The organism is Streptomyces sp. NPDC003393 (assembly GCF_053589015.1).
The window spans coordinates 1-24,141 of record NZ_JBSFRB010000060.1; the positions used below are offsets into that span (position 1 = coordinate 1).

Here is a 24,141-nt window from a genome sequence, read left to right on the forward strand (position 1 = left end):
CCTCGGCGTTCATCCCGTGGGTGTGCCGGCGCAGCCGTGCGTTGATGACGTACGTGGCGAGCGCGCCGAGCGCGAGGATGCCGCCCGCGCCGCAAAGTCGTCCGCGACCGCGTCGCCGGTCCGCAGGTAGTCGGCGAAGTAACTGCCGAAACACAGGGTGACGATCATGTCCAGGTCCACGTCCTCACGCACGGCGCCGCGGCGCTGGAGCGCGACCAACGTCATCAGGAGTTCCTCGCAGCGGGGCCGCACACCGTGCTCCCGCAACTGCTCCAGCAGGCCGGGCGCGCGCTCCACCTCGGCCATGAAGTTGCCGTGCAGGGCCATGGCCCGCTCGTTGTGGTAACGGGGGTCGAGGCGCCGTACCGCTTCGACGAGCGCCTCGCGCGGAGTCAACTGGTCCATGTCCAGCGGGGGATAGGCCTCCCGCTGCTTGCGCAGTCCGTACTGCAGGGCGTCGATGACCAGGTCGTACTTGTTCGCCCACCGCCGGTAAAGGGTCGGCCGGGTGACGCCGGCGTCGGCGACGATGTCGCCGATCGTCATGGAGGAGTAGCCGTCGGTGGCCAGCCGCTTGCGCGTGGCCTGGATGATCGCCTCCTCGATCGCCGGGTCGCGGGGCCGTCCGCCGGCAGGTGCCGCCGGCTCCGACCCCCTGCGCCCTCCGGCCCGCTCACCGGAACGCGTCGCCTTCGCCTTCGCCATCTCATCCCTTCCGACGCACCAGCCGGCCGAGCCGGGTCCACCCTCGGCTCCCCCGCCGCACCAGCACACTACGCGAACCCGGGTCCGCTGCCCGTAGCGCCCACAGCGTGCGCTCGGGTCATTTTCTTTACAGGTCTTGACTGTAACTGAAGTGACTCCTAGCGTGACGCCGGCCACGGGGCGTGGTGACGTGACCGAAGACGAGGACCTCCGCGTGGAAGCGATCGAGCAGCACATTCCCGCCACGGCGCCGACTCCCGCGCCGGGGGCGATCCCGGTGACGGTGGAGGACGCCCTCCGCAGCCGGCACAGCGTGAGAGCGTTCCTGCCGACACCCGTCCCCCGGGCCACGATCGAGCGGCTCCTGGCACTGGCGGCCCGGTCCGCCAGCAACTCCAACAGCCAGCCCTGGCACGTCCACGTGGTGACCGGGGCGGCGAAACGCTCACTCACCGCAGCCCTCCTGCGGGCCCATGCCGACGACGACGAGGGGCGGGGACGTGACTACGCCTACCAGCCGGAGCCGGACGGCTGGCGCGAGCCGTTCCGGTCCCGGCGCCGCCGCTTCGGTGAGAGCCTGTACCGCGACACGCTCGGGATCCGGGCCGACGACACCGGCGCGCGACTCGACCACCACCGGCGCAACTACGACTTCTTCGGCGCGCCCGTCGGCATCGTCCTGACGACCAGCCGCCACCCGCTGCAGGGCGCCCTCGTCGACGCGGGCCTGTTTCTGCAGGCCCTGATGCTCGCCGCGCGCGGCGACGGCCTGGACACCTGTCCCCAGGCATCCGTCATCGACTTCTCCCCCGTGCTGCGCAGGCACCTGCTGATCCCCGAGGACCAGCTGATCGTCTGTGGCGTCGCTGTCGGCCACGCCGACCCCGCGCACCGCCTGAACCGGCTGCGCACCCCGCGCGAACCCGTCGGTTCGTTCGCGACCTTCCACGGAGACGAAGCCGGCTGACCGCCTCATCACCCCGTCGGACGTCGTCCTCGTCCGGCCCCGTCCCGCCCGGAGGGCGTTGGTGGCGGCCTGCTCCCGAGCAAGGGCCACGCGCAACACGGCGGCTATCGGATCCAGGATCCGACGAGGTAGCGCGTGGCCCAGGCCGACAGCACGGTGGCGACGTACGCGGCGTCGGCCCGGTCGGTGAGCAGATGGTCCGCCCCCGGAATCGCGACGAAGGACTTGGGATGGCGGGCGGTGTCGAAGATCTGCCGCGCGTTGTCCACCTCCACCGTCTCGTCGGCCGGGGAATGCATGACCAGCAGGGCGGCACCCAGCCGGCGGATGCGCTCCCGCTGAGGCTGGGTGGCGAGGTCGTCGAGGAAGTCCCGGCGGATACGGAAGGTCCTGCCGCCCAGCTCGACGTCCGCTTCACCGTCCCGCTCGATCGCGGGTCGGTCGTCCTCGAACCTGCGCACCACGTGTTCGGGCGACACCGGACTGCCGATCGTCGCGACCGCCCTGACCTCGGAGATCCGGTGCGTCGCGGCGAGCACCGCCGCGCCGCCCAGCGAATGCCCGATCAGCAGTTCGGGCGCCGCGAAGCGGTCACGCAGGTGGTCGGCCGCACGCACCAGATCGTCCACGTCGGAGCTGAACGTGCTGTCGGCGAAGTCGCCGCCGGACTCGCCGAGTCCGGTGAAGTCGAAGCGCAGCGTCGCGATTCCGTACTCCGCCAGTGCCCGCGAGATCCGGGCGGCGGCGAAGGTGTCCTTGCCGCAGGTGAAGCAGTGCGCGAACACGGCGTAGGCCCGGGGCGTTCCCGCGGGCCGCTCGAGCCGCGCCGCGAGCGGCGTGCCCTGCGATCCGGTGAACTGGATTCTGCTGCTGCGTCCGGACATCCGGGTGTGCCCTCCCTGTTTCCGATGCACCCTCAGGCCGGAACGACGGCAGGCTCCGGTCTCGCCTATTACATTACAGTTTATATCTGTAATGTAATACCTCAACCCGAGTGTCGGACGCCGACCGTCACCGCCTTTCGATCCCCTGCGTCGGCCCCGCCGCCTGCGGCGCCGGGGCCGACGCTCCGGGATCACAGGAGCACTCGGTCGCCGCCGGCTCCCTCCGGCCGGGCAGGCGTGCGGGCGCCGCCGGCGCGGTGCAGCCCTTCGCCCTCGACGTCGATGTCCGGCAGCAGTGTGCCGAGCCACTTCGGCAGCCACCAGGCCGCAGGGCCGAGGAGGGCCAGAACCGCGGGCACGATCGCCATGCGGACGACGAAGGCGTCGAGGAGGACGGCGACCGCGAGACCGAGACCGACCAACTTCATCGACTGGTCGCCGGAGGCGACGAAGCTGCCGAAGACGGCCGTCATGATGACCGCCGCCGCACTCACCACGCGTCCCCCGTGGCGGAAACCGGCGACGATCGCCTCCTGCGGTGTCTGCCCTGCCGCGTACGCCTCGCGCATCCGCGTGACGAGGAAGACCTCGTAGTCCATGGCGAGTCCGAAGACGATGCCCACCATGAGGATCGGCATGGTGCTCGTGATCGGCCCCTTCTGGTCGACGCCGACGACGTCGGCCAGCCAACCCCACTGGAAGACCGCGACGAGCGAGCCGAGTGCCGCCCCGATGGACAGCAGGAATCCCGCGGCGGCCTTGAGCGGGACGAGCACGGACCGGAACACCAGCATCAGCAGCAGGAACGCCAGACCGACCGTGACGCCCAGGTAGGGCAGCAGCGCGCCGTTGATCTTCGCGGAGAAGTCGACCTTCATACCGGTCAGCCCGGTCACCATGGTGCGGGCACCCGTGACGTGCCGCAGATCGACAGTGGAGGCACGGATGGCGCGGACCAGGTTCTCCGTCCGCGCGCTGCTGGGTTTGGTGCTCGGCACGACGGTGACGACCGCGGTGTCGTGCGCCGCGTTGAAGGCGGCGGGGCCGACGGCCGCGACCCCGGGAAGCCTGCCGACCGTCGAGGTGACCTCCTGGGCCGCGCGGGTGGGGTCCTTGCTGCCCTTCGCATCGATCACGACCGTCAGCGGGCCGTTGACGCCCGGGCCGAACCCGTCCGAGACCATGTCGTAGGCCTTGCGCTGCGTGGTGCCCGCCGCCATGGCCCCCTCATCGGGCACGCCGAGCTTCAAGGAGGCGGCCGGTACGGCCAGCGCGCCCAGGGCGATGACCGACGTGACCAACACCACGAGCGGCCGCCGCAGCACGAACCGCGCCCAGCGGGCTCCCACGGTCGGCTTCACGAACGCTCTGGTCGCCGGCCTCTTGCGAGCGCGCCGTCCCACGATCCGCTTGCCCGCCATGGCCAGCAGCGCCGGCAACAGGGTCAGGGCGACCACCACGGCCAGGGCGACCGTTCCGGCCGCGGCCAGGCCCATCTTCGTCAGCACCGGGAGGCCGACCACCGACAGGCCCGCCAGCGCGATCACCACCGTCAGACCGGCGAAGACGACCGCCGAGCCGGCCGTGGCGACGGCCCGGCCGGCCGCCTCCTCCCGCTCACGGCCGTCGGCCAGTTCGCTCCGGTAGCGGGTGACGATGAACAGGGCGTAGTCGACACCGACCGCCAAGCCGAGCATCAGCGCAAGGGTGGAGGTCGTGTTGCCCAGATCGAGCGGGTTGGCCAGGGCACCGATCACGGAGACCCCTGTGCCCACGCCCAGCAACGCGGTGATCAGAGGCAGGCCGGCAGCCACCAGCGACCCGAAGGTGATCACGAGGACCACCGCGGCGATCGCCATGCCCACCGCCTCCATTCCGGAGCCGGCGTCCTCCGTCTGCACGGCACTGCCGCCGACCTCCACGGCCAGCCCCCCGTCGCGAGCCTTCTCCACCGTGTGCATCAGGGACGTCTTGGTCTGCTCACTCAACGCCACCGCCCGAACCTTGTAGGCGACCGGCACATAGGCGGTCGAGCGGTCCTTGCTGACCGTGTGGGCGGTGAACGGGTCGGCGACGGACGCCACTTGCGTGGAACTCTTCTCCAGCGCGGCCACCGTCGCCTCGATCCGCGCCCGGTTCGCCGGTTCGGTCAGCCGATGCCCGGCCGGCGCCCTGAACACCACCCGGGCCGACGCGCTCTCGGCGTCCGTACCGGGAAAGCGTTCCTTCAGCACATCCATGGCCCGCTGGGCCTCCGTCCCCGGCAGCGCGAACGAACTGGGGACGGCAGGCGCCGCCGCGGACGCCGCGACACCGGCCCCGACGAGGAGCACCAGCCATGTGACGGCCACGGCGACCCGGTGCCGGAAGGAAAATCTGCCCAGTCTGTACAGGAAGGTAGCCACGCGGCGGTGCTCCACTCGAAATCAGTGACAATCAGGAAGGAAAATGCCCTGGCCAGGACACCTGTCCAGTCTTCAGTCCCCCCGTGCCGACGCCGTCCGTACACCCGCCGAACTTCCACCTCGGTCCTGGGGATGAGCCACGCCGCGCCTCATCCCTTCAGCCGACAACGCCTTGCCTCCCCGGCTCGTACAGGCGCCTCACTGTGCAAGCACGGTGCGATGGTGGTGGGGATGCTGGAGTCCGGGAGCCATCTCAGCATCGGCCGGCGTCAGGCGGCCCCCCGCGGCACCGGACGGGCTGAGGTGATGGCCGCCCGCCCGCACGACGCGAGAGACGGCGGCACCGCTCCGGGACTGCTTCACTACCCTCGTTCTCGTCTCCGCAGGCACCCCTTGGACCACACCACCAGGAGGAACGAGTGTCGTACCCGCCACTGCTCACCCCCGAGGAGAGGCTCGCCGACGCGAAGAAGCAGCTGGGTCTCCCGCGCATCGTCGTGATCTGCGGCTCCACCCGCTTCATGACCGAGATGACCGAGGCCGATCTGCGGGAGACCGCGGCCGGAAGGATCGTCGTCAAACCGGGCTGTGACATGAAGTCACCGCACGTACTCTGGTCCGATCCTGTCGAGGCCGAGGCGCTGAAGGTTCGACTCGACGATCTGCACCGAGCGAAGATCCGGCTCGCTGATGAGGTGCTCGTGGTCGGCGACTACATCGGAGACAGCACCCGAACCGAAATCGCCTACGCCCGATCGCTGGGCAAGCCCGTACGGTTCACGCACCCCGAAGTCGACCCTGACGCCTGACCGCCCGCTGACACCTCGACAACCACAGTCGGCAGCCGGTCGCCTGACCGTCTCGCGGTGGCTTCGGCCGCCGCCCACCCCCAGCCCTCCGCAGGCATCTCTTGGAATCGCGTCCAGTGGGACGTGGCGGTGGAGCTCAGCAGTGTCCTCACCGCCTTCTCCGTGGCCGTCTTCAACTTCTGCGAGTCGATGAGGACGTTGAGTGACAAGGTGACCTGACGGCTGTTGTCGGCCGTGGTGAAGCTGTAGGTGCTGTATCCCGGGGCGCTGCCGATGTGGCCGTACGCCGTGCCGTAGGCCGGGTCGGTCAGGCGGCTCAGGCCGAGGCCGTAGTCGGTCGCACCGCCCTGAAGCGGACGGGCGTCCTGCATGGCGCGCAGGAGGTGTGGCGGCAGCAGCCGGCCGCCCAGCAGCGCGCCGAAGAAGCGGTTGAGGTCGTGGGTGGTGGAGATCAGCGACCCGGCCGTCGATGCCCACGACATGTTCTCCTCGGAGATGTCGGTGAGCGGGGAGTCCGGCCCGTTCAGGCGCATGTAGCCGTGTGCGTGTGGGCCGGGGATGCGAACCGAGTCGCCGGGGAGGAGCGTGTGGCGCAGTCCGAGCGGCTTGAGGATGCGGTCGCCGATCTCCTGTTCGGCGCTGTTGCCGGTGACCTTCTGGATCAGCATGCCGAGCACGATGTAGTTGGTGTTGGAGTAGTGGCCGGAGGTGCCCGGGGGGAAGTAGGGGGCATGTCGGGAGGCTTCGACGAGCAGTTGCCGGGGCGTCCAGTGCCGAAAGCGCCCCTGGTAGAGCTCTGAGAAGTTCCCGTTCCACAGGGAGTCGGTGTAGTCGTACAGTCCGCTGCGGTGACCGAGGAGCTGCCGGACGGTGATGTGCTGCCCACCCGGAACCAGGCCGGGCAGGTAATGCTCGATGGGCGTGTCCAGGTGCACCTTCCTCTCGTCGACAAGTTGCAGGACGGTGGTGGCGACGAAGGACTTGGTTACGCTGCCGGCCCGGAAACGTCCGTCGGCCAATGGGGGTCGTACGCGGTCCAGAGCGCCCCTGCCGCTGGTGCCTCTCCACGTGCCGCGGGCGTCGTGCACCTCGGCGACGGCGCCGGGTGCGCCCGCCGTGGCGAGATCGTCCAGGGCCTTCTGCCATGCGCCGTGGCGCGCATGAACCGCGGTCGGGTGCGGGACGGCGGCAGGCGCGGCCGGTGCGGCGACGGCGGGGGCTGCCGCGGGCACGGCCAGTGCTCCGGTCAGCACGGTCGTGACGGCGAGCAGGGGTAGACGCATGGGGAAGCCTCTCGAACAGGGGTGTCTGATGCACTGCGCCATCGCGTCAGCGCCCGGAACCGCGTCGGTCACCGCCTGTCAGGCGGTGACCCTCTCCGACGGTGACGGCGTGACGTCAAGGTGGCGCGGAACCAGACTGGCCGACGAGAGGCCGTCCCACTTCAGCGCTACGGCCGAGGCCGCGTCTCACCCGTAGAGGTGAGGGCCCGCCTGCGGTGGTTCGAGCGACGGACCGCCATCAACTGCTCGGCCGAAGGCGGTTGCGGGTCCGGCGGCAGCAAGTCCCGATGCGTGGCCGTTGTGACCGATTGTGCCAGGGACAGTGCCGTTGTCTGCCAGCTAGATTCGAGAGCACACCGTCCCGGGGCGGTTCGGCGTTGAGCGCCGCATCGGACCGGCCGGACGCACCGCCGCCGGCCGACGACTCACGTCGATCCGCAACCCCTGAGAGACGCCGCCCGCCCGAGGTCTTCCCGGGCGACGGCTCGCAGGCGCCCCTCAGCGGATCGCCGTCGCCCGGGACGTCGCTCGCCCCTCAGCCACGAAGGACCCCGCCATGCCGGCCGTGACCGTCGAGGACCTCCTGGTCCTCCCCCGCCTCCCGCGCCCCGACGCTGCCGCCACCGACCGCCCCGTCCACCAGGTGGTCACCGCGCACCAGCAGCAGGAGGGGGCGGGCTTCATGGTGCGCCGCCCGTTCCCGAGCGCCGCGCTGCCCGACGCGGACCCGTTCCTGCTGCTCGACCATGTAGGCGAGACGCTTTACCACCCCTACGAGGCCAAAGGCGCGCCCTGGCACCCGCACCGCGGGTTCGAAACGGTCACCTATGTCATCGACGGCCAGGTGGTGCACCACGATTCCAACGGTGGCGGAGGGGTGATCGCGGACGGGGACACCCAGTGGATGACCGCGGGGTCGGGAATCCTGCACGACGAGGTGCCCAGCGACGAGATCCTGGCCGCCGGCGGCCTCGTCCACGGCATCCAGCTGTGGGTCAACCTGCCGCGAGCCCGCAAGTGGGCGCAGCCGCGCTATCAGGACGTCCGGGCGGACAGGCTGCGGCTGCTGACCTCCGACGACGGCGGTGCGCTGGTGCGCCTGATCGCCGGTGGTCTCGGCGGCTACCAGGGACCGGGTGTGACCTACACGCCGATCGTGTACGCGCACGCGAGCCTCCTTCCCGGGGCGCGGCTGCGCACGGCGTGGGATCCGCAGTACAGCGCGATGGTCTACGTCCTGCAGGGGGCGGGGGCCGTGGGCGCCGACAGGCGGCCCGTGCGGGAGGGGCAACTCGCGGTCTTCGGTGCGGGAGATGCCATCACCGTGGACGCGTGGCCGTCCCAGCACGGCCGCACCGGTCACCTCGAGGTGCTGCTGCTGGGGGGTGTTCCGCTGAGGGAGCCGGTCGTCCGGTACGGCCCCTTCGTGATGAACACCGAGGCGGAGATCCATCAGGCCGTCGAGGACTACCAGAAGGGCAGGATGGGCCACATTCCCGCGACTCATCTGGACAACAGGCCGTAGAGGGGGCCGGGAACTGCCCCCAGCCGTCGCGTCTGCCCGACCGTTCGGCCTGCTGACAGCAGGCTCAGCGACCGTCAGACGGCCGCGTACGCGAACACCACTGCGCCGACGTGCAGGTGACGCTCCGGCGCCTGCTCCGGCCTCGCGCGGGACGGCGGACGAACCCTCGTTTCCGGTCGCCCTGGCCGTACAGCTCGCCCTGCGCTTCCGCCGGGCTTCAGCCGTGGTCTCCAGCGCGCGGCGCAGCGTGGCGCCGGCCGTGCAAGAGCGGTGCGAGGTGCCGCGCCGATGTGGGCGGCACCTCCCGGGGCCGACGGGCTCGCTTCGGCTGCCGGCCGCGGCGGACGCGGGCCCCGCGCCGACTGCGGTGGCCCGATCCGTGGGCAGTGCGGCCGTCTCGGTCGACATGTCACCGGCCGGTGCGCGGGTTGCCGCCGTGGAACCACCGGGTCCCACGGTCCGGTGCCCTCCTCGGCTCGGCCGCGTGCCGCGTCCGTGAGCGGGAGGCGGAGACACCCGGGACGTGGGCATCGGCTCGCACCGGGCGTCGCGTGTCGTGCGTGGGCGTCGTCGCCGTGATCAGGAGGATGGTGTGGAAACACAGAGCCGGCCGGACCAAGGCCGGCGCCGCCGTGTGTGGCTCAGCGAGTTCGCGGCGACCGCGATCCTGCTGCTGGTGATGGTCACCTTGTTCCGGCACCTTTTCGGCGCCGGGGGATTCCTGGCGCACACGGTGTCCTCACCCGGCGGCCGCCTGGCCGTGGACGCCGTGGTCAGCGGTGCCACCGTCGGCCTGCTGATCGTCTCGCCGTTCGGGCGGCGCTCCGGCGGCCACATGAACCCGGCCGTGTCGCTGGCGTTCTGGCTGATGGGTGCCCTGCCGGGGCGTGATGCGGCCGGGTACGCGGCGGCCCAACTGGCAGGTTCTGTCACGGGCGTGCTGATGGGCCGGCTGCTGTGGGGCCGGCCCGTGACGGATCCCGCCGTCGGCTTCGCCGCCGTCCGGGCATCCGACGGGATGCCGTGGGCGGCAGTGTTCGTCTCCGAGGCCGCGGCGACCGCCGTGATGCTGGCCGCGGTGACGTTCGTGGCGGCCCGGCCCCGTCTGGCCCGGTGGCTGCCGGTGGTCGCCGGTGCGGTGATCGCCGCGCTGATCCTGCTGGTCGGCCGGTGGCTGGGCGGAAGCTTCAACCCGGCCCGGCAGTTCGGGCCGGTGCTGTTCTCCCACGACCCGGCGTGGCTGGCGGTGTATGTCATCGCCCCGCTGGTGGGGGCCGTGCTCTTCGGCCTGGTGCGCGGGCGCCTGCCGCACGCGCCGCCGCTGCCACCCTCCCTTCCGCCGGCTCCCGGCGCCGCGCCGGCCGTGACCCGTGCCGTGGCCCCGTGACCGCGTCGTGCGGGACGCGCCGATGGCCCGATCCGTGGGCAGTACGGCCCGACGGACGGCGATGACCGCGCACACCGCGCAAGTTGAACACCCGTGCAGGCGCCGAGAGGCGGCCTGGCCCCGACATTCCGTTTCGTTCGAGAAAGGCCCTGTCATGATCGACTCGACTGCCTGGGAGCGTGTGCGATGACCGCCTCACCGACTGCGGCCGCCAAGCAGCGGCCGGAGTTCCTGATCGCGCTCGGCCTGGCGGCAGGTCCTGTGGTGGCGCTCGGCTTCACCCGGTTCGCCTACGCCCTGCTGCTGCCCGCCATGCGCGAGAAGCTGGACTGGAGCTACGCGGCGGCCGGCGGGATGAACACCGCCAACGCGCTGGGCTACATCATCGGCGCCGCCACCGCCGCCTGGTGGTCGCGACGCTTCGGCGCCCGCGCGTCGTTCGTGTGGGGCATCGCCATCAGCGCCCTCACCCTGCTCGCCTCCGGAGCCACCGGCGACTTCACCGGCCTCACCGTCCTGCGCTTCATCGGCGGCCTGAGCACCGCGGTGACTTTCGTCGTCGGCTCGGCGCTCGCCTCCCGCGTCCACAGCGGCGGCCGACAGGCCCGCTCGGCCTCGCTGGTGGGGATGTACATGGCCGGGGTCGGCATCGGCGTGGTGCTTTCCGGCGTGGTGGTCCCCGCTGCGCTGACCGCCTGGGGCGTGTCGGGCTGGCAGGCCGGGTGGCTGCTGATGGGCGTGCTCGCCGTCCTCGCGATCGGGCCGGCCGCCTGGGCCGCACGCCGGATACCCGAGCAGGGGGCGGGCGGCGCCGCCCACGGCCGCCGCGTCGGCCTCAAGCCGATGACACCCCTCTTCGTCTGGTACGTGCTCTTCGGCGCCGGCTACGTGTCCTACATGACCTTCGTCATCGCCCTGCTGCACAGCCAGGGCATGAAGGTCTGGGGCACCGCCACCTTCTTCATCGTGCTCGGCGTGGCCTCCGCGGCGGCGACACTGCTGGTGTGGGGCCGGGTCATCGGCCGGCTGCGCGGCGGCATGGCGCCCGCGCTGGTGTCCGTCGTGGTCCTGGTCGGTGTGCTGCCCGTGCTGCTGTGGCACGGAATGGGCGCCGCGATCGCCTCGGCGATCATCTTCGGCGGCTCGTTCATGGCCGGGCCCACCGCCGTGACCGTTCTGGCCCGCCGTATGCTGCCCGCGCACGCCTGGACGTCCGGAATCGCCCTGCTGACGGTGGCCTTCAGCGTCGGTCAGGCGGTCGGTCCGCTGATCTCCGGCCTGCTGTCCGACTCCTCCGGAGGCATCGCCAAGGGCCTGTGGCTGTCCGTCGTCCTGCTCGCCGTCTCCGCCGCCGTCGCCCTCGTCCAGCGTGAGCGGAACCTCGAGCACCGCCACCAGGAGACACCGGAGGCCGTCTCCGCCACCTCCGCAGTCCCCTCCCCGAGCGCCGCCGAGCGCTGACCGACCTCTCGTACCTCAAGGAGAACCCGCCATGTTCCACCGCATCCTGGTTGCCGTCGACGGCACCTCGAGCCCGTCCGGCGCGGTGCGCGTCACCGCCGAACTGGCCGCCGCGACCGGCGCGAAGGTCCGCGTGCTGCACATCGACCCCTCCGAGGTGGTCTACGACACCGTCGTCGACCTGGAGGACGACGCAGCCGCCCATCAGGTCCTGGACTCGGCCGTCGCGACCCTGCGGCAGGCCGGCGTCCAGGCAGACGGCGAACTGCTGGACGGCCTGACGTCGGATGTGGCGCATGCCGTGAACGAGGCCGCCGAAGCCTTCGGCGCCGATCTGATCGTCGTCAGTCCACACCACCGCAGCCGTCTCGCCGCCTGGTTCGCCCCCAGCGTCAGCGAGGCCATCGCCCACACGAGCCGGATCGCCGTGCTCCTGACGGCCGCGGAGGGATGACATGTCCGACCGCACGGGGCACGTCACCGAGCATGCCGGCCCCGCCCGCCCGAACACCGTCGGGCCCCATCGCCGGATCGCCGACGAGCGCTCGCCCGTCGGCGGCGGCACGGGGCCCGGCCCCTTCGAACCGCTACCGGCCTCCTCGGGCGCCTCGTGGCCGTGGTCGGCCGCTGTCCCGTCCAACGGCCGCTCCGCCCGCCCCGGGCGGCGGCCGGAGCCGCGGGGGAAGACACGATGACGAAGCAGCAGCAGATCATCCTCGTCAGGCATGCCGAGACGGCCTGGAACATCGCGCGCCGCTACTACACCGGGCGGGACGATCCGGACCTGACGGCGGCGGGCGAACGCGAGGCCGGCCTGCTGCTGCCGCATCTGCGGGCCTACCGCGACGCCCGCGTGCTGTGCAGCCCGGCACTGCGTGCGCGCCGCACCGCCACGCTGGCCGGCCTGACGGTGGACATCGACCCCGGCCTGAGGGAGTGGAGCTACCGGCTGCCCGACGGGCACACCGTGGACGAACGCTGTGGCAGCGGGCCGTGCCACCACGATGTGTGGGACGCCGCGCTCCTCAGGGATGCGTGCGCGGGTGAATGCCTGCCGGAGGTGACCGCCCGCGCGGATCGCGTGCTCGACCGTGCCCGCCGCTTGATGGCCGGTGGCCGGCCCGTCGTCCTCGTCTCGCACGGCAACCTCATCCGGCTGCTGACCGCCCGCTGGCTGGGCCTGTCCGCGGCGGCCGGGGCGCACCTGGCACTGCGCACCGCCTCCATCGGCCGCCTCGCCCACTACGACGGACGGCCGAGCCTGCTGGGCTGGAACTTCAGCCCGTCCTTCGACGCCCGTCCGACGGCCCGGTCAGCGGCCTCGCCCGGCAGCGGCGCGCCACCGCCGCCGCCGGCCACCCCCGACGGAACGGCCGCCTCCGCGTCTGGGCCCCTCGTCACACCGGGCGGATCCGGACCGCGGCCGGACCGCGGCCCGGCGGCCCCGGGCCCCGGCTGAAGGCCACCGGGCGTGCCCCCGCGGCCGCCGGCCAAGCGAACCCGTCCCGCGGCCGGACCGCTCCAGCACCGCGCCACAGGTGCCCCGGTGCATCGTTCCTGACACCCCACCACTCCCCCGGCTCTGATGGAGGAACCATTGGACACTCACCCGCCCGTACAGCTGGACCCGCATGCCGAACGCTTCCTGGCGACCATGAAGGCGGCCGGTGCCCCGCCGCTGGAGAGCCTGTCGCCCGCCGAGGCCCGGGCCGGGGCTCTGGCCGGCCAGCGCGCCGCCAACGCGGTGCTCAAGCCTGTCCACATCCGCGAGCAGCACCTGCCCGTCGGACCCGGCGGGCAGGTGCTGGTGCGGGTCGTACGGCCCGAACCCTCCTCCGGCTCACTGCCGGCGGTGATGTACTTCCACGGCGGCGGCTGGGTCCTGGGCGACCGCTTCTCCTACGACCGCACCACCCGCGACCTGGCGCAGGCCTGCGGTGCCGCCGTGGTCTTCGTGGAGTACACCCGCTCCCCGGAGGCCCGCTACCCGGTCGCACTGGAAGAGGCCTACGCGGCCACCGCCTGGATCGCCGAGCACGGGCAGCGGCTGGGCCTGGACGGAACCCGGCTGGCAGTCGCCGGGGACAGCGCGGGCGGCAATCTGGCCACCGCCGCCGCCCTGCTGGCCAAACGCCGGGGCGGGCCCCGGCTGCGGCAGCAGGTGCTGTTCTACCCGGCGCTGGACGCCGGCTTCGACACACCGTCCTACCGGCAGTTCGCGGACGGGTTCTTCCTCACCCGCGCGCAGATGGAGTGGTTCTGGAACCACTACGCCCCCGACCACTCGGTGCGCGACGAACCGACCGCGGCTCCGCTGCGGGCCGGCCTGGAGGAACTGACCGGACTGCCGCCCGCCCTGGTGATCACGGCCGAGGCGGACGTACTGCGCGACGAGGGCGAGGCGTACGCCCGCAAGCTCACCCAGGCGGGCGTCCCCGTGGTCGCGACCCGTTACCTGGGGGCGATCCACTCCTTCACCGCACAGGACGCGCTGGCCGCCAGTCCTCCCACCCGGGCAGCGATCAACCAGGCCGGCCAGGTGCTGGCCCAGGCACTCGCCACGCCCCCCGATGAGACGGGAGGGCACTGATGTCGTCCACGGCCCTGGTGCTCGGCGGAGGCGGCGTGACGGGTATCGCCTGGGAGTTGGGGGTGCTCCAGGCGGTGTGGGAAGCGGGGGTGGACCTCGCGGCGGCCGACCTGGTGGTCGGCACGTCGGCCGGTTCGGTGGTGGCCGTCCAGGCCACCAGCGGCGTCGGCCTCGACCGGCTCGTCGCCGACCAGCTGAGGCCCGCCGGCACCACCGGGGAGGTCAAGGCCGCCTTCGACCCCGAGGCCGCGGCGGCGGCGTTCAGCAGGCTGACCAAGGGTGCCCGGGACGCGTGGGAGGTCCGGGCCCGGCTCGGCGCCATGGCCCTCGAGGCGCCCACCGTCCCGGAAGCCGAGCGGATGCGCACCATCAAGGCGCGGCTGCCGGTCGGCACCTGGCCCAACCGCCGGCTGCTCATCACGGCGGTCGACGCGCGGACAGGTGACTTCGTCGTCTGGGACCGCACCTCGGGCGTCCCGCTGGAGGCCGCCGTCGCGGCCAGCTGCGCGGTGCCCGGCGTGTGGCCGCCGGCCACCGTCGCCGGACGGCGCTACGTCGACGGCAGCGTCCGCTCCGCGACCAACGCCGACCTCGCCCTGGGGCACGACGTGGTCGTGGTCCTCGCCCCCGACACCGGCCCCGGCCTCAACCCCGCGGCCGAGGGCCTGGCCGCCGAGGTGCCGCTGCTGCGCACACACAGCCAGGTACGGGTCATCACCCCGGACGACGCCGCACTGGACGCCTTCGGCCCCAACCCGCTGGATCCCGAGCGCAGGCCGGCCGCGGCCCTCGCGGGTCAGCGGCAGGGGCGGCACCTGGCGGATGCCCTGCGGCTGCTCTGGCCCGCCCCCGCCTGATCACCTCGCGCCGTCATGCGCCGATGCGGCCATCGGCGGTCCTGCGTGCCGGTCGGGCCGTTGCGACGTACGGTCGAAAGGTGCTTCGGGAAGAAGCCGCCGGCAGGCGGGACTCCACTGCCGGCGCTCCGGACCACCATCCGCTGTACGGGCTGCCCGACGCGGCGCGGGAGTTCGTGCTGACCTCCCTCCTGCTGTACTGCGTGATCACCGCCGTCCGCTGGCTGATGTCACCGGACTCGTCCCTGGTCATCAGGGACAGCCGGGCGGCGACGGCAGCCGTGGCCGTCGTGTCGGGGGTCGTCCTCGTCCTGCTCATCGTCTCCCCGCCAGGGCGCTGTTCCGGAGCCCACATGAATCCCGCGATGAGCCTCGCGCTGTGGATGATGGGGGCCTTCCCCGGACGCTACGTACCGGTCTACGCGGCCGCGCAGCTGGGGGGCTCGGTGGCCGGTGCCGCACTGGCACGGCTGTGCTGGGGACCGGTGGTCTCCCGGTCGTCGGTGCACTACGCCGCCGTGCGCCCAGCGTCCACGTGGAACACGACCGTACTCATGTTCGCGGAAAGCGGCTGCGTGCTGCTCGTGGTCCTGATGGTCGGGTTCTTCCTGGCCCACCCTGTCATCAGTCGCTTGCTGCCCTACGCCGCCGGTGCCGCGACAGCGCTGATCATCACCGTTCTGGGGGGCCTGAGCGGGGGCTCGGCGAACCCGGCACGCCAACTGGGCCCCGCCCTGCTGTCCGGAGGCACGCGGCTGCTGTGGGTCTACCTGCTCGCCCCGCTGATCGGCGCCTCGCTCGGGGCCGCTGTCCACTGCCTCTTCCAGCGGCGTCTGGACGTCCCCAAGCCCTGCACCTACCGGCTGTGCGGACACGACGACGCCGTACGGCGATCACCGTGACGTACGGGCATGGAGTGCGCCGTGGCCTTCAACTCGCCTTCGACCACGCGCGGGACCGTCGGGGATGCGGAACCCTCGGCGTCGCGGATCACCACAGAGGCCGCGACGTGACAGGCAGGGTTCGGTGGTCGTCGCCGTGGTCGGCTGCCGTGCACTCCAGGAGCCGGTGAGTGTGCCGGGTCAGGGTGAGCACCTGGCGCAACGAGGCGCCGACCGGCGCGATCCGCAGCCACTGGCCGCGTCGCCGGCCGAGCGCCTGGGCCTGGACGAGGGGACGCAACCCGGCCGCGTCGATGAAGGTGAGGTCGGCCGCGTCGACGGTCACACCCCGGCTGTGATCGAGGCTGAAAGAGAAGTCGAGTGCGCTCCCGACCGCAGGTGCGGTGGCGAAGTCCAGTTCACCGCTCAGGCACACTCGCATGCTGCACCCCTGCCCTGGGCGCACCGTGATGCGCAGATGCTCGGGGGACGGCCAGGTCAGCGAAGGGCAGCGGGGGGCAGGACGGTCGAGTGCAGGCGTGGTCAGCAAGTCTGTTCCTCTGGAGATCTTCGCGGCCGTACGCATGACGCGGCACTGGCCGCGGCCGTGCGGGAGCCGTTGACTTGGTCCAGCGTGCACTCGACCGACGTGGGCGCACATCGGTCGAGGTGGCGAAGCCACAGGTCGGCCGCAGGGATGACCCGGGTGGGCGCATCCTGCCCGGTGCTGAGCCCTACGGGGTGGGAGTCGTGGGGAGGGCGATTCCCGTGTCGTAGGCGAGGATGACGGCCTGCACGCGGTCGCGCAGGCGGTACTTCTCGAGGATGTGGGCGACGTGGGTCTTCACGGTGGCCTCGGTGACGAAGAGTTCGGCGGCGATCTCGGCGTTGGTCAGACCGCGGGACAGGGCGCGCAGCACGTCCATCTCCCGTTGGGTCAGTGCGTCCAGGCTCGGCGGGGCGGGTGCCGGTTCGGGCAGCGCGGCGAAGCGCTGCAGGAGGCGCCTGGTCACCCGTGGGGACAGGACCGCTTCACCCGAGGCGACGGTGCGGATCGCCTCGACCAGGGAGGCGGCCGGGCCGTCTTTCACCAGGAACCCACTGGCCCCCGCACGCAGTGCGTCCAGAACGTGCTCGTCCACGTCGAAGGTGGTCAGGATGATGACCCGGGTGTCCGGCAGGGCGTCGAGGATGCGGCGGGTGGCCTCCACCCCGTCCAGGCGGGGCATGCGGATGTCCATGAGCACGACGTCCGGTTGCAGGCTGCGGGCGTCGCCGACGGCGGCCAATCCGTCGCCGGATTCGCCGACCACGGTCAGGTCGGATTCGGCTTCGAGGATGAGTCGGAACCCGGTGCGGATCATGGGCTGGTCGTCGACGAGGAGGATGCGGGTGACGGTCATCGGAAGCGGTCCATTTCGTTGTCCGAAGCTGTGGTGAGGGGCAGGTGGGCACTGACCAGGAAGCCGCCTTCGGGCAGCGGACCGGTGTGCAGGGTGCCGCCGGCGGCGGTGACGCGTTCACGCATGCCCGCCAGGCCGTGCCCCCCGGACGGCACCGGGCGGGAGGCTGGGGCACCGGCGCGCGGGCCGTCGTCGCGCACCGTGACGGTCAGACGGTCCGGCTGCCAGGCAAAGGTGACGGCCGCGCGTGTGTGCCCGGCGTGTTTGAGGGTGTTGGTCAAGGCTTCCTGCACCACGCGGTAGGCGGTCAGTTCGGTGCCGGCGGGCAGTCGGCGGGCTGGGCCCGTGTGGGTCGACTCCACACGAAGCCCGGCTTCGCGCAGTGAGTCCATCAGTGGGGGAATGTCGGTGATGCCCGGCTGCGGCGACCGTCCCCTGACCGCATCGTCGTCCTCGGTGCGGAGCACATCCAGCAGGCTCCGTAGTTCCGCGACGGTGGCACGGCCGGTCGCCTCGATGACCGCGAGCAGTTCCCGGGTCTTGCCCGGGTCGTTGGCCTGGACGCGGTCGGCGGCGATGGCCTGTACGACCATCAGGCTCACATGGTGGGCCACGATGTCGTGCAGCTCGCGGGCGATCCTGGCCCGCTCCTCCACCACCGCGGTACGGGCCACCGCGACCTGCTCCCGTTCGACGGCAGCCGCGTGCTCGAGTGCCTCGGCCGCCATCGCGCGGCGGGCCCTGACCAGGCAGCCCAGCGCCCACGCCGCGACCACGAGAACGTCCACGACGAGGGCCGACCCGATGCCGTCGGCACCGAGGAGCAGTGCTTCGGTGCCGCTCGCCGCCAGTGCCGTCCCCGCCAGCAGCGGGTAAGGCGGACAGCGCGGAAAGCGGACGGTGGTCAGGAAGACCGCCACGCCGACTGCCAGCAGCACGGGGCCGATGGTGGCGTCTCCGGCGGTGACCGGCGCGGGGATGGAGTGCCGGGCCTGAAGCAGCGCCGCGGCCGCCCCCACGCCCACCAGCGCGGCAACAGGCCGGCGGCGGTGCAGCACGAAGGGCGCCCCCACCGCCAGGGCCAGCACGATGCCCACCGCGTCCAGACCATGTCCGGCCGGGTGCGCGGGATCGACGGCCTGAGTCAGGGCGGCCAAACCCAGCAGCGAAGCGAGCAGCAGGTCGACCGCTGCCGGCGGCATCCGGCGCCGGGCGAGGGCGTCGAAATGCACGTGCTTGCGTGCCTCTCCCAGGAGATCGAATCGTCTGCCGATGTCAGCCACCCATAGCCCTTCTTACGCGCGTGACGGACTCGGCAACAGGCGAAAGGGCACGCCTGATTTCCTCGTCCGGCGCGAAAAGGAGGTCTTGGCCCGTTCTGCGGACGGTGTGGCCGGATACGCGGGGCCGGGGGATGAGGCAGACGCGATCTCCCCCCTGTGACGGACAGCGGATACCGCTCTTGAGCCAGAGGAACGGCCGGCCCGGCGGCACCACGATGGAAACGAAGCCGGGCGGGCCGCAAGGGGCCCGCCCGCACATCGAAAGGCGCAGCATGCACCACATCTCATCGACCGGCGGCCGTACTGGCTCCATGACCCGGCGTCGCACGCTCGCCGTGATAGGGGCGGCTCTGGCCGCCGGCACGGTGGTGGCGACCGGTGCGGGGGCACAGGCCTTCGCCGGCCACCCGTCGCCGGCGGACCGGGGCGTCCGGAAGGAAGCGGTGATGCGCACGCTGACGCCGCAGGTCCGCGCCCAGCTCGACAGCGCCGTCAAGGACGTTTTGAAGTCCACGCACACACCCGGGGTGACGGTGGGACTGTGGGCGCCGGGCAAGGGCAGTTACGTGCGGGCGTTCGGCACCGCGGACAAGGCGACCAACGCACCGATGTCCCCCGGGTTCAACATGCGCATCGGCAGTGTCACCAAGACCTTCACGGTGACCGCGCTGCTGCAACTGGTCGACCGCGGGCAGGTGAATCTGGACGATCCGATCTCGAAGTACGTGCGCGGCGTCCCCAACGGCCACCACATCACCCTGCGTCACCTCGCGCAGATGCGCAGCGGCCTGTTCAACGCCCTGTACGACGAGGACTTCGCGAACGCCTTCCTCGCCGACACCAGCCGCACTTTCACCAACGAGGAGTTGCTGGCCTACGCCTTCAAGCACCCGGTCGCCTTCCCGGCCGGCACCCAGTACGAGTACAGCAACACCAACACCATCCTCCTGTCGATGGTGGTCGAGAAGGCCACCGGACAGCCCTTCGACCGCTACCTGACCCAGCACGTGCTCAAGCCGGCCCATCTGAAGCACACCTTCATGCCCAAGGGCGCCGAATTCCCCGCTCCCCACGCTCACGGTTACACCGACCAGGCGTCGGACGACGGCTCGATCACGGACGCCACGAACTGGGCGCCGCCGGGCGGGGCGTCCGGGGTGATGATCTCGAACCTGCACGATCTGCGGTCCTGGGCGTCCACCCTCGCCGAGGGGAATCTGCTGTCCCGGGCCACCCAGGCGGAACGGCTGAAGATGCTCTCGGTGGGCCGGGAGGGCCTCAGCTACGGACTGGGCATCTTCGACAACCACGGGTGGATCGGGCACAACGGATCTCTGCCCGGCTACCAGACGCTCATGGTCTACCTCCCCAAGGCAAAGGCCACGCTCGTGGTGCACACCACCAGCGACATCAATTCCGAGGGCAAGTCGCTGAGCACGAAGTTCGCCAAGGCGGTCACCGACATCGTGACCCCGAAGAACGTCTACGACATCCCCACCTCCTGACTCGTCCGGGAGCCATGGTCATCCGGCTCCGTACGTGATCGCTCGGACAGGTCCTCAACCGACCCGCACCTCGGTGTTCTGGCAGGCGTGCAGCAACCAGCTCCCGTCCCCCTGCCTGGTCATGACGTAGAGAGGGGCGCCCTCGGTGTCGCCCTCTGCCGAGTGGTAGAGCTGCCGGACCTTGACAGCCGCCACGTCGGGCCGCAGGAACTGCGTGTGCACTGCCTCGTAGGTGACCTCGCCGTCCCAGCTCGCGTCGGGCAGGACGGCGCGGGTGAACTCGGCGATCGCGTCGAAGCCGATGAGGACCTTGCCGTGGGCGGTCGTCCAGAGGGCCTCGGGATGGAAGAGCGCGAGGAACCCCTCGACGTCCTTGGCACGCTGGGTGCGCTCGACCGTGGCCACGACCTGTTCGATGGCCTTGATGTCTGCGGTTTCGGTGTTCATGCGGATCACCCTGAGACCTCAAGCCGACTTGAGGTCAAGGCCATCCATCGAGATGGCCCGGACACGCCCTGACCGGAGCCGCATCTGCCGGGCGGTGATGTGCGTCCGACCCGTGTGGCCGGGCGCACACCACCGCCCGGCGCACGGTGACGATCCGGGCCCGTGGCACGGCGGCAGTTCGGCCGAACCGGTCGCGGCCTGGTGGATGGCCTTCCTTCAGCCGGGCGGCTGATTCCGGGTGCCGGCTCGTTCGGGCAGCGGAGGCCTCCTCTCCTCACCACGACCGAGGCAAGGGCACCCGAGCCGGAATGCAATGAGAGGCGGGTCCGGCCGCCGATCGGCCGGAAATCGATTCACACGAGGAGACCATCACATGAGCCGCTGGATCCGGCAGCCGGGCAGCACTGCGGGCGACCTCCCCTTCGCGGTCCAACTGCGAGAGGTGACCAAGCGCTACGGCAAGGGCTCGCGGGCGGTCGTGGCTCTCGACCGCGTCAGCGCGGACATCGCCCAGGGCACTTTCACCGCGATCATGGGGCCCTCCGGATCGGGCAAGAGCACCTTTCTGCACATGGCCGCGGGACTGGACCGTCCCACCTCCGGCTCGGTGCGGTTGGGTTCGACCGAGTTGTCACAGCTGAAGGAGACACCGCTGACGACTCTGCGCCGCGGCCGGATGGGGTTCGTCTTCCAGGCGTTCAATCTCCTGCCGTCGCTCACGGTGATGCAGAACATCACGCTGCCGCTGCGGTTGCAGGGCCGTAAGCCGGACGAGGAGTGGTTCTTCGAGATCGTGGCGCGGACCGGCCTGAGCGAACGGCTGCGGCATGTCCCCGCCCAGCTGTCCGGCGGCCAGCAGCAGCGCGTCGCCATCGCCCGCGCCCTGGTGACCCGCCCGGACGTCGTTTTCGCCGACGAGCCGACCGGCGCCCTGGATCCCCAGACCGCGCAGGACATACTCGGACTGCTGCGCCAGGCCGTGACGGACCTGCATCAGACCGTGGTGATGGTGACCCATGACCCGGTGGCCGCCGCTCACGCGGACCGCGTCGTCTTCCTCGCGGACGGGCGGATCGTGCATGCGCTCGGGGCTCCGACGGTCGACCGGGTGACGGCCGCCATGGCCGGTCTGCGCAAGGCCGCCTGATGCTGGTCGTGACCGTGAAGGCCCTCATGGCTCGCAAGGGCAGCCTCATCGGCACCTTCGTGACGCTGCTCCTGGGCTCCGCGGTGCTCGGCGTCTGCGGGATCCTGCTGGAGTCGGGGCTGCGCATGGCCCACCCGCCCGAACGGTATGCGGCCGCCGATGTCGTGGTCGCCGGTCGTCAGCAGGCGCCGGGCCCGTCCGGGCGCGGACACGGTCCCGCCGCCCTCACACAGCCTCTGGTCGAACGGGTCCCCGTACCGGCGGACACCGCCCGGCGCCTGGCGGCGCTGAAGGAGGCCGGCGCCGTCGTCACGGACGTCGGTGTGCCCGCGCGTGTGATCGGTCCCGGCGGCGTCGTGCTGTCCGGCGTCAGCGGTACGCCCACCACGGGGCACAACTGGTCCGGCAGCCGGATGGGCCCGTACCGTCTGGCCTCCGGACGGGCGCCGGCCACGCGGCACGAGGTGGTGCTCGACGAGCAGCTCGCCGCGGAGGCCGGGGCAACCGTCGGCGACACCGTGTCGCTGATGACCCGTTCGACACCGCGGCGCTTCCGTGTCTCGGGCGTCGTCGCCCTGCACGGGTTTCCGGCACCGCGCCGATCCGTCGTCTTCTTCTCCGACGGTCTGGCCGGGCAGCTGGCGGCCCGGGCGGACGCGGTGGACGCCGTCGGTGTCCTGGTGGCCCCGGGAGTCAGCGCACAGCAGCTGTCCGACGCCGTCGCACAAGCACTGGGCGACCGGCATCTGGCCGTCCTCACGGGAGACGACCGCGGCCGGGCCGAGTTCCTGGACGTGGCCACCACCGGTTCCGCCCTGGTCCTCGTGGCGTCGGCGGTCGCCGGGAACACCCTCCTGGTCACCGTCTTCGTGGTGACGAGCACCATGTCGCTGGCGATGGCGCACCGCCGCCGCGAGACGGCCATGCTGCGTGCCGTGGGAGCCACTCCGCGCCAGATCCGCCGCATGGTGACGGCGGAAGCGCTGGCCGTCTCGGTCCCGGCCGGGCTGCTCGGCTGGCCGGTGGGCATCGCCGTGGTGCACCGGATGTGGGGCCGGCTGGCCTGGCACGGGTTCGTACCGTCGGACCTTCAGCCGGTGATCGGGCCGCTGCCCGCCGTGGCCGCCGTGGGGACGGCGGTGCTGACCGCCCACACGGCCGCTCGCGTCGCCGCCCGCCGCGCGAACCGTATCCGGCCGACCGAGGCGCTGGGGGAATCCGCCGTCGAACGGACGGACCTCGGCAAGGGCCGGCTGGTCACCGGAGGTGCGCTGGCAGCGGGCGCCGCCGGGCTCTTCGTCACGGGCCTGACGCAGAAGGGCGACTTCACCACCCTGGTGGGGATGGCCAACGCGCTCGTCCTGGTCACGGTGATCGCCGCCGCGGTTCTGGGCCCACTGGTGTCCCGGATGTCCATGCCCATAGTGACTCCCTTGCTGAGAATGTCCAGGGCCACCGGCTATCTGGCCACGGCCAACCATCGAGCCCACCCACGCCGCCTCGCCGCGGCGGTCACCCCGCTGATGCTGGCGGTGTCCTTCGCGGCGACCGTGGTCTTCGCCCAGACCACCGCGTTGCAGGCATCCCGGGAGCAGTCGCGAGACGGTGTGATCGCCGGTCACGTCCTGACCGCGGCGCAAGGTGTGTCGCCGCAGGCCGCCGCCGAAGTGCGCCGCCTGCCCCAGGTGCGGGCGGTGACCGGCGTGGTGAGATCCACGATCGTCGCCACCCCCGCTCATACCCGCGACGGGCAACCGGTGTCCCTCAGCGCCCAGGGCGTGGAGCCCACAGCCGTGGCCGCCACGATGGACCTCGAGCCGCGCCAGGGCAGTCTGGAACGCCTGAACCACGACACCGTCGCCCTCAGTGCGGTCGCCTCCTCCCAGCTGGGACGGGGACTCGGCGACACCGTGCAGCTGCGTCTGGGAGACGGAACCCCTCTCACCGCCACCGTGGCCGCCGTCTACGAACGCGGCCTGGGGTTCGCCGACGTCACCTTCGACCACGACCTGCTGCTCGCGCACACGACCTCGCGCCTGGACCAGTCCGTGCTCGTCCGGACGGCCGCGGGATCACGGGACACGGCGGGGGCGGCCCTGGCCGAGGTGGCCCGACGCTACCCCGGCACCGTGGTCACGGACTCCCTGTCCGTCGACGAACGGACGCGGCCTCAGGAAGCCAACGCCTGGGTCAACTACCTGCTGGCCGGCCTGATCCTCGTCTACGCGGGGGTGGCGGTGGTGAACACCCAGATGATGAACACGGCCGCACGCCGGCGGGAGTTCGGGCTGCTGCGGCTGGGGGGCATGACCGCGGCGCAGGTGATGCGCATGATGCGGTGGGAGAGCCTCGCCGTGGTCCTCGCCGGAGTGGGCGCCGGCACTCTGGCCTCCCTTCCGCCGCTCGTGCTGGTCTCCCTCGCCCTCACCGGCAGCCCCTGGCCGGCCGTCCCCGCGCTGGTCTATCTGTCCATCGCCGGGACGACAGCCGCGCTCGCGGCGACGGCTGCCCTGGTCCCCGCACGCGTCGCGCTGCGCACACCACCGCTCAAGGCCATCGACGCCAGGCAGTAGGAGCGGACGTCACGGACCGGATCCGAGCA

General features: G+C 71.7%; 20 protein-coding genes and 1 pseudogene. 13 read left to right on the forward strand and 8 right to left on the reverse strand.

Going from position 1 to position 24,141, the window contains the following annotated elements; genetic code table 11:
• Positions 1–138 precede the first annotated feature (138 nt).
• Positions 139–942, reverse strand: a pseudogene (locus tag ACWDUZ_RS35705) (TetR/AcrR family transcriptional regulator); the annotation flags it as partial.
• Here ACWDUZ_RS35705 and ACWDUZ_RS35710 point away from each other — a divergent pair.
• Positions 896–1,672, forward strand: coding sequence for a nitroreductase (locus tag ACWDUZ_RS35710; RefSeq protein ID WP_451635985.1), 777 nt, complete (start codon positions 896–898; stop codon positions 1,670–1,672). The pseudogene ACWDUZ_RS35705 and the gene ACWDUZ_RS35710 sit on opposite strands and share 47 nt — an antisense overlap.
• A 104-nt stretch (positions 1,673–1,776) precedes the next feature.
• Here the strand turns inward: ACWDUZ_RS35710 and ACWDUZ_RS35715 are convergent, their stop codons facing one another.
• Positions 1,777–2,556: an alpha/beta hydrolase family protein gene (locus ACWDUZ_RS35715; RefSeq protein ID WP_451635986.1), complete on the reverse strand. Its 780-nt coding sequence runs from the start codon at positions 2,554–2,556 to the stop codon at positions 1,777–1,779.
• Between the two features lie 191 nt (positions 2,557–2,747).
• Positions 2,748–4,961 carry an MMPL family transporter gene (locus ACWDUZ_RS35720; protein ID WP_451635987.1) on the reverse strand — a complete coding sequence of 738 codons (2,214 nt, stop codon included), beginning with the start codon at positions 4,959–4,961 and terminating at the stop codon, positions 2,748–2,750.
• Between the two features lie 419 nt (positions 4,962–5,380).
• Here ACWDUZ_RS35720 and ACWDUZ_RS35725 point away from each other — a divergent pair, with 419 nt between their 5' ends.
• On the forward strand, positions 5,381–5,770 hold the full coding sequence (locus ACWDUZ_RS35725; RefSeq protein ID WP_451635988.1) for a hypothetical protein: 390 nt from the start codon (positions 5,381–5,383) through the stop codon (positions 5,768–5,770).
• On the opposite strand, the gene ACWDUZ_RS35730 is transcribed toward ACWDUZ_RS35725, so the two are convergent.
• A complete protein-coding gene (locus tag ACWDUZ_RS35730; protein WP_451635989.1) occupies positions 5,707–7,053 on the reverse strand; it encodes a serine hydrolase domain-containing protein in 1,347 nt (448 codons plus the stop codon). The two genes, ACWDUZ_RS35725 and ACWDUZ_RS35730, sit on opposite strands and share 64 nt — an antisense overlap.
• Before the next feature lie 556 nt (positions 7,054–7,609).
• On the opposite strand from ACWDUZ_RS35730, the gene ACWDUZ_RS35735 reads away from it, so the two are divergent.
• The 8 genes from ACWDUZ_RS35735 to ACWDUZ_RS35770 all read left to right on the forward strand — a co-directional run bounded on the left by ACWDUZ_RS35735 (position 7,610) and on the right by ACWDUZ_RS35770 (position 15,775).
• Positions 7,610–8,578 carry a pirin family protein gene (locus ACWDUZ_RS35735; RefSeq protein ID WP_451635990.1) on the forward strand — a complete coding sequence of 323 codons (969 nt, stop codon included), beginning with the start codon at positions 7,610–7,612 and terminating at the stop codon, positions 8,576–8,578.
• Between the two features lie 592 nt (positions 8,579–9,170).
• Complete coding sequence (locus ACWDUZ_RS35740; protein ID WP_451635991.1) at positions 9,171–9,965, forward strand: aquaporin; 795 nt, start codon at positions 9,171–9,173, stop codon at positions 9,963–9,965.
• Between the two features lie 186 nt (positions 9,966–10,151).
• A complete protein-coding gene (locus ACWDUZ_RS35745) occupies positions 10,152–11,426 on the forward strand; it encodes a YbfB/YjiJ family MFS transporter (RefSeq protein WP_451635992.1) in 1,275 nt (424 codons plus the stop codon).
• Positions 11,427–11,457: 31 nt separating this feature from the next.
• Positions 11,458–11,880, forward strand: a complete 423-nt coding sequence (locus tag ACWDUZ_RS35750) for a universal stress protein (RefSeq protein ID WP_451635993.1) — start codon at positions 11,458–11,460, stop codon at positions 11,878–11,880.
• A 237-nt stretch (positions 11,881–12,117) separates the two neighbouring features.
• On the forward strand, positions 12,118–12,885 hold the full coding sequence (locus ACWDUZ_RS35755; RefSeq protein WP_451635994.1) for a histidine phosphatase family protein: 768 nt from the start codon (positions 12,118–12,120) through the stop codon (positions 12,883–12,885).
• Between the two features lie 138 nt (positions 12,886–13,023).
• On the forward strand, positions 13,024–14,016 hold the full coding sequence (locus ACWDUZ_RS35760) for an alpha/beta hydrolase (RefSeq protein ID WP_451635995.1): 993 nt from the start codon (positions 13,024–13,026) through the stop codon (positions 14,014–14,016).
• Positions 14,016–14,873 carry a patatin-like phospholipase family protein gene (locus tag ACWDUZ_RS35765; protein WP_451635996.1) on the forward strand — a complete coding sequence of 286 codons (858 nt, stop codon included), beginning with the start codon at positions 14,016–14,018 and terminating at the stop codon, positions 14,871–14,873. Before ACWDUZ_RS35760 ends, ACWDUZ_RS35765 begins: the two co-directional genes overlap by 1 nt.
• Positions 14,874–14,953: 80 nt before the next feature.
• Positions 14,954–15,775 (forward strand): MIP/aquaporin family protein, encoded by an 822-nt coding sequence (locus ACWDUZ_RS35770; protein ID WP_451635997.1) that lies wholly within the window; start codon positions 14,954–14,956, stop codon positions 15,773–15,775.
• Between the two features lie 88 nt (positions 15,776–15,863).
• On the opposite strand, the gene ACWDUZ_RS35775 is transcribed toward ACWDUZ_RS35770, so the two are convergent.
• The 3 genes from ACWDUZ_RS35775 to ACWDUZ_RS35785 all read right to left on the reverse strand — a co-directional run bounded on the left by ACWDUZ_RS35775 (position 15,864) and on the right by ACWDUZ_RS35785 (position 18,440).
• A complete protein-coding gene (locus ACWDUZ_RS35775; RefSeq protein WP_451635998.1) occupies positions 15,864–16,196 on the reverse strand; it encodes an STAS domain-containing protein in 333 nt (110 codons plus the stop codon).
• Between the two features lie 292 nt (positions 16,197–16,488).
• Positions 16,489–17,157: a response regulator gene (locus tag ACWDUZ_RS35780; RefSeq protein WP_451635999.1), complete on the reverse strand. Its 669-nt coding sequence runs from the start codon at positions 17,155–17,157 to the stop codon at positions 16,489–16,491.
• Positions 17,154–18,440 (reverse strand): sensor histidine kinase, encoded by a 1,287-nt coding sequence (locus tag ACWDUZ_RS35785; protein WP_451636000.1) that lies wholly within the window; start codon positions 18,438–18,440, stop codon positions 17,154–17,156. Before ACWDUZ_RS35785 ends, ACWDUZ_RS35780 begins: the two co-directional genes overlap by 4 nt.
• A 311-nt stretch (positions 18,441–18,751) precedes the next feature.
• On the opposite strand from ACWDUZ_RS35785, the gene ACWDUZ_RS35790 reads away from it, so the two are divergent.
• Positions 18,752–19,945, forward strand: a complete 1,194-nt coding sequence (locus ACWDUZ_RS35790) for a serine hydrolase domain-containing protein (protein ID WP_451636001.1) — start codon at positions 18,752–18,754, stop codon at positions 19,943–19,945.
• A gap of 54 nt (positions 19,946–19,999) precedes the next feature.
• On the opposite strand, the gene ACWDUZ_RS35795 is transcribed toward ACWDUZ_RS35790, so the two are convergent.
• Positions 20,000–20,392, reverse strand: coding sequence for an SgcJ/EcaC family oxidoreductase (locus ACWDUZ_RS35795; RefSeq protein ID WP_451636002.1), 393 nt, complete (start codon positions 20,390–20,392; stop codon positions 20,000–20,002).
• 373 nt (positions 20,393–20,765) lie between these two features.
• On the opposite strand from ACWDUZ_RS35795, the gene ACWDUZ_RS35800 reads away from it, so the two are divergent.
• Both ACWDUZ_RS35800 and ACWDUZ_RS35805 read left to right on the forward strand, forming a co-directional pair.
• Positions 20,766–21,539, forward strand: a complete 774-nt coding sequence (locus ACWDUZ_RS35800) for an ABC transporter ATP-binding protein (RefSeq protein ID WP_451636003.1) — start codon at positions 20,766–20,768, stop codon at positions 21,537–21,539.
• A complete protein-coding gene (locus ACWDUZ_RS35805; protein ID WP_451636004.1) occupies positions 21,539–24,112 on the forward strand; it encodes an FtsX-like permease family protein in 2,574 nt (857 codons plus the stop codon). The genes ACWDUZ_RS35800 and ACWDUZ_RS35805 overlap by 1 nt, the downstream gene beginning before the upstream one ends.
• The last annotated feature ends 29 nt before the right edge of the window (positions 24,113–24,141 follow it).

Excerpts from the sequence above, each read along its gene's own strand:
- ACWDUZ_RS35745 (WP_451635992.1), top strand. The coding sequence starts at position 10,152 with ATGACCGCCTCACCGACTGCGGCCGCCAAGCAGCGGCCGGAGTTCCTG.
- ACWDUZ_RS35730 (WP_451635989.1), bottom strand. The coding sequence starts at position 7,053 with ATGCGTCTACCCCTGCTCGCCGTCACGACCGTGCTGACCGGAGCACTG.
- ACWDUZ_RS35780 (WP_451635999.1), bottom strand. The coding sequence starts at position 17,157 with ATGACCGTCACCCGCATCCTCCTCGTCGACGACCAGCCCATGATCCGC.
- ACWDUZ_RS35750 (WP_451635993.1), top strand. The coding sequence starts at position 11,458 with ATGTTCCACCGCATCCTGGTTGCCGTCGACGGCACCTCGAGCCCGTCC.
- ACWDUZ_RS35715 (WP_451635986.1), bottom strand. The coding sequence starts at position 2,556 with ATGTCCGGACGCAGCAGCAGAATCCAGTTCACCGGATCGCAGGGCACG.
- ACWDUZ_RS35735 (WP_451635990.1), top strand. The coding sequence starts at position 7,610 with ATGCCGGCCGTGACCGTCGAGGACCTCCTGGTCCTCCCCCGCCTCCCG.
- ACWDUZ_RS35790 (WP_451636001.1), top strand. The coding sequence starts at position 18,752 with ATGACCCGGCGTCGCACGCTCGCCGTGATAGGGGCGGCTCTGGCCGCC.
- ACWDUZ_RS35755 (WP_451635994.1), top strand. The coding sequence starts at position 12,118 with ATGACGAAGCAGCAGCAGATCATCCTCGTCAGGCATGCCGAGACGGCC.
- ACWDUZ_RS35795 (WP_451636002.1), bottom strand. The coding sequence starts at position 20,392 with ATGAACACCGAAACCGCAGACATCAAGGCCATCGAACAGGTCGTGGCC.
- ACWDUZ_RS35765 (WP_451635996.1), top strand. The coding sequence starts at position 14,016 with ATGTCGTCCACGGCCCTGGTGCTCGGCGGAGGCGGCGTGACGGGTATC.
- ACWDUZ_RS35775 (WP_451635998.1), bottom strand. The coding sequence starts at position 16,196 with ATGCGAGTGTGCCTGAGCGGTGAACTGGACTTCGCCACCGCACCTGCG.
- ACWDUZ_RS35805 (WP_451636004.1), top strand. The coding sequence starts at position 21,539 with ATGCTGGTCGTGACCGTGAAGGCCCTCATGGCTCGCAAGGGCAGCCTC.
- ACWDUZ_RS35800 (WP_451636003.1), top strand. The coding sequence starts at position 20,766 with ATGAGCCGCTGGATCCGGCAGCCGGGCAGCACTGCGGGCGACCTCCCC.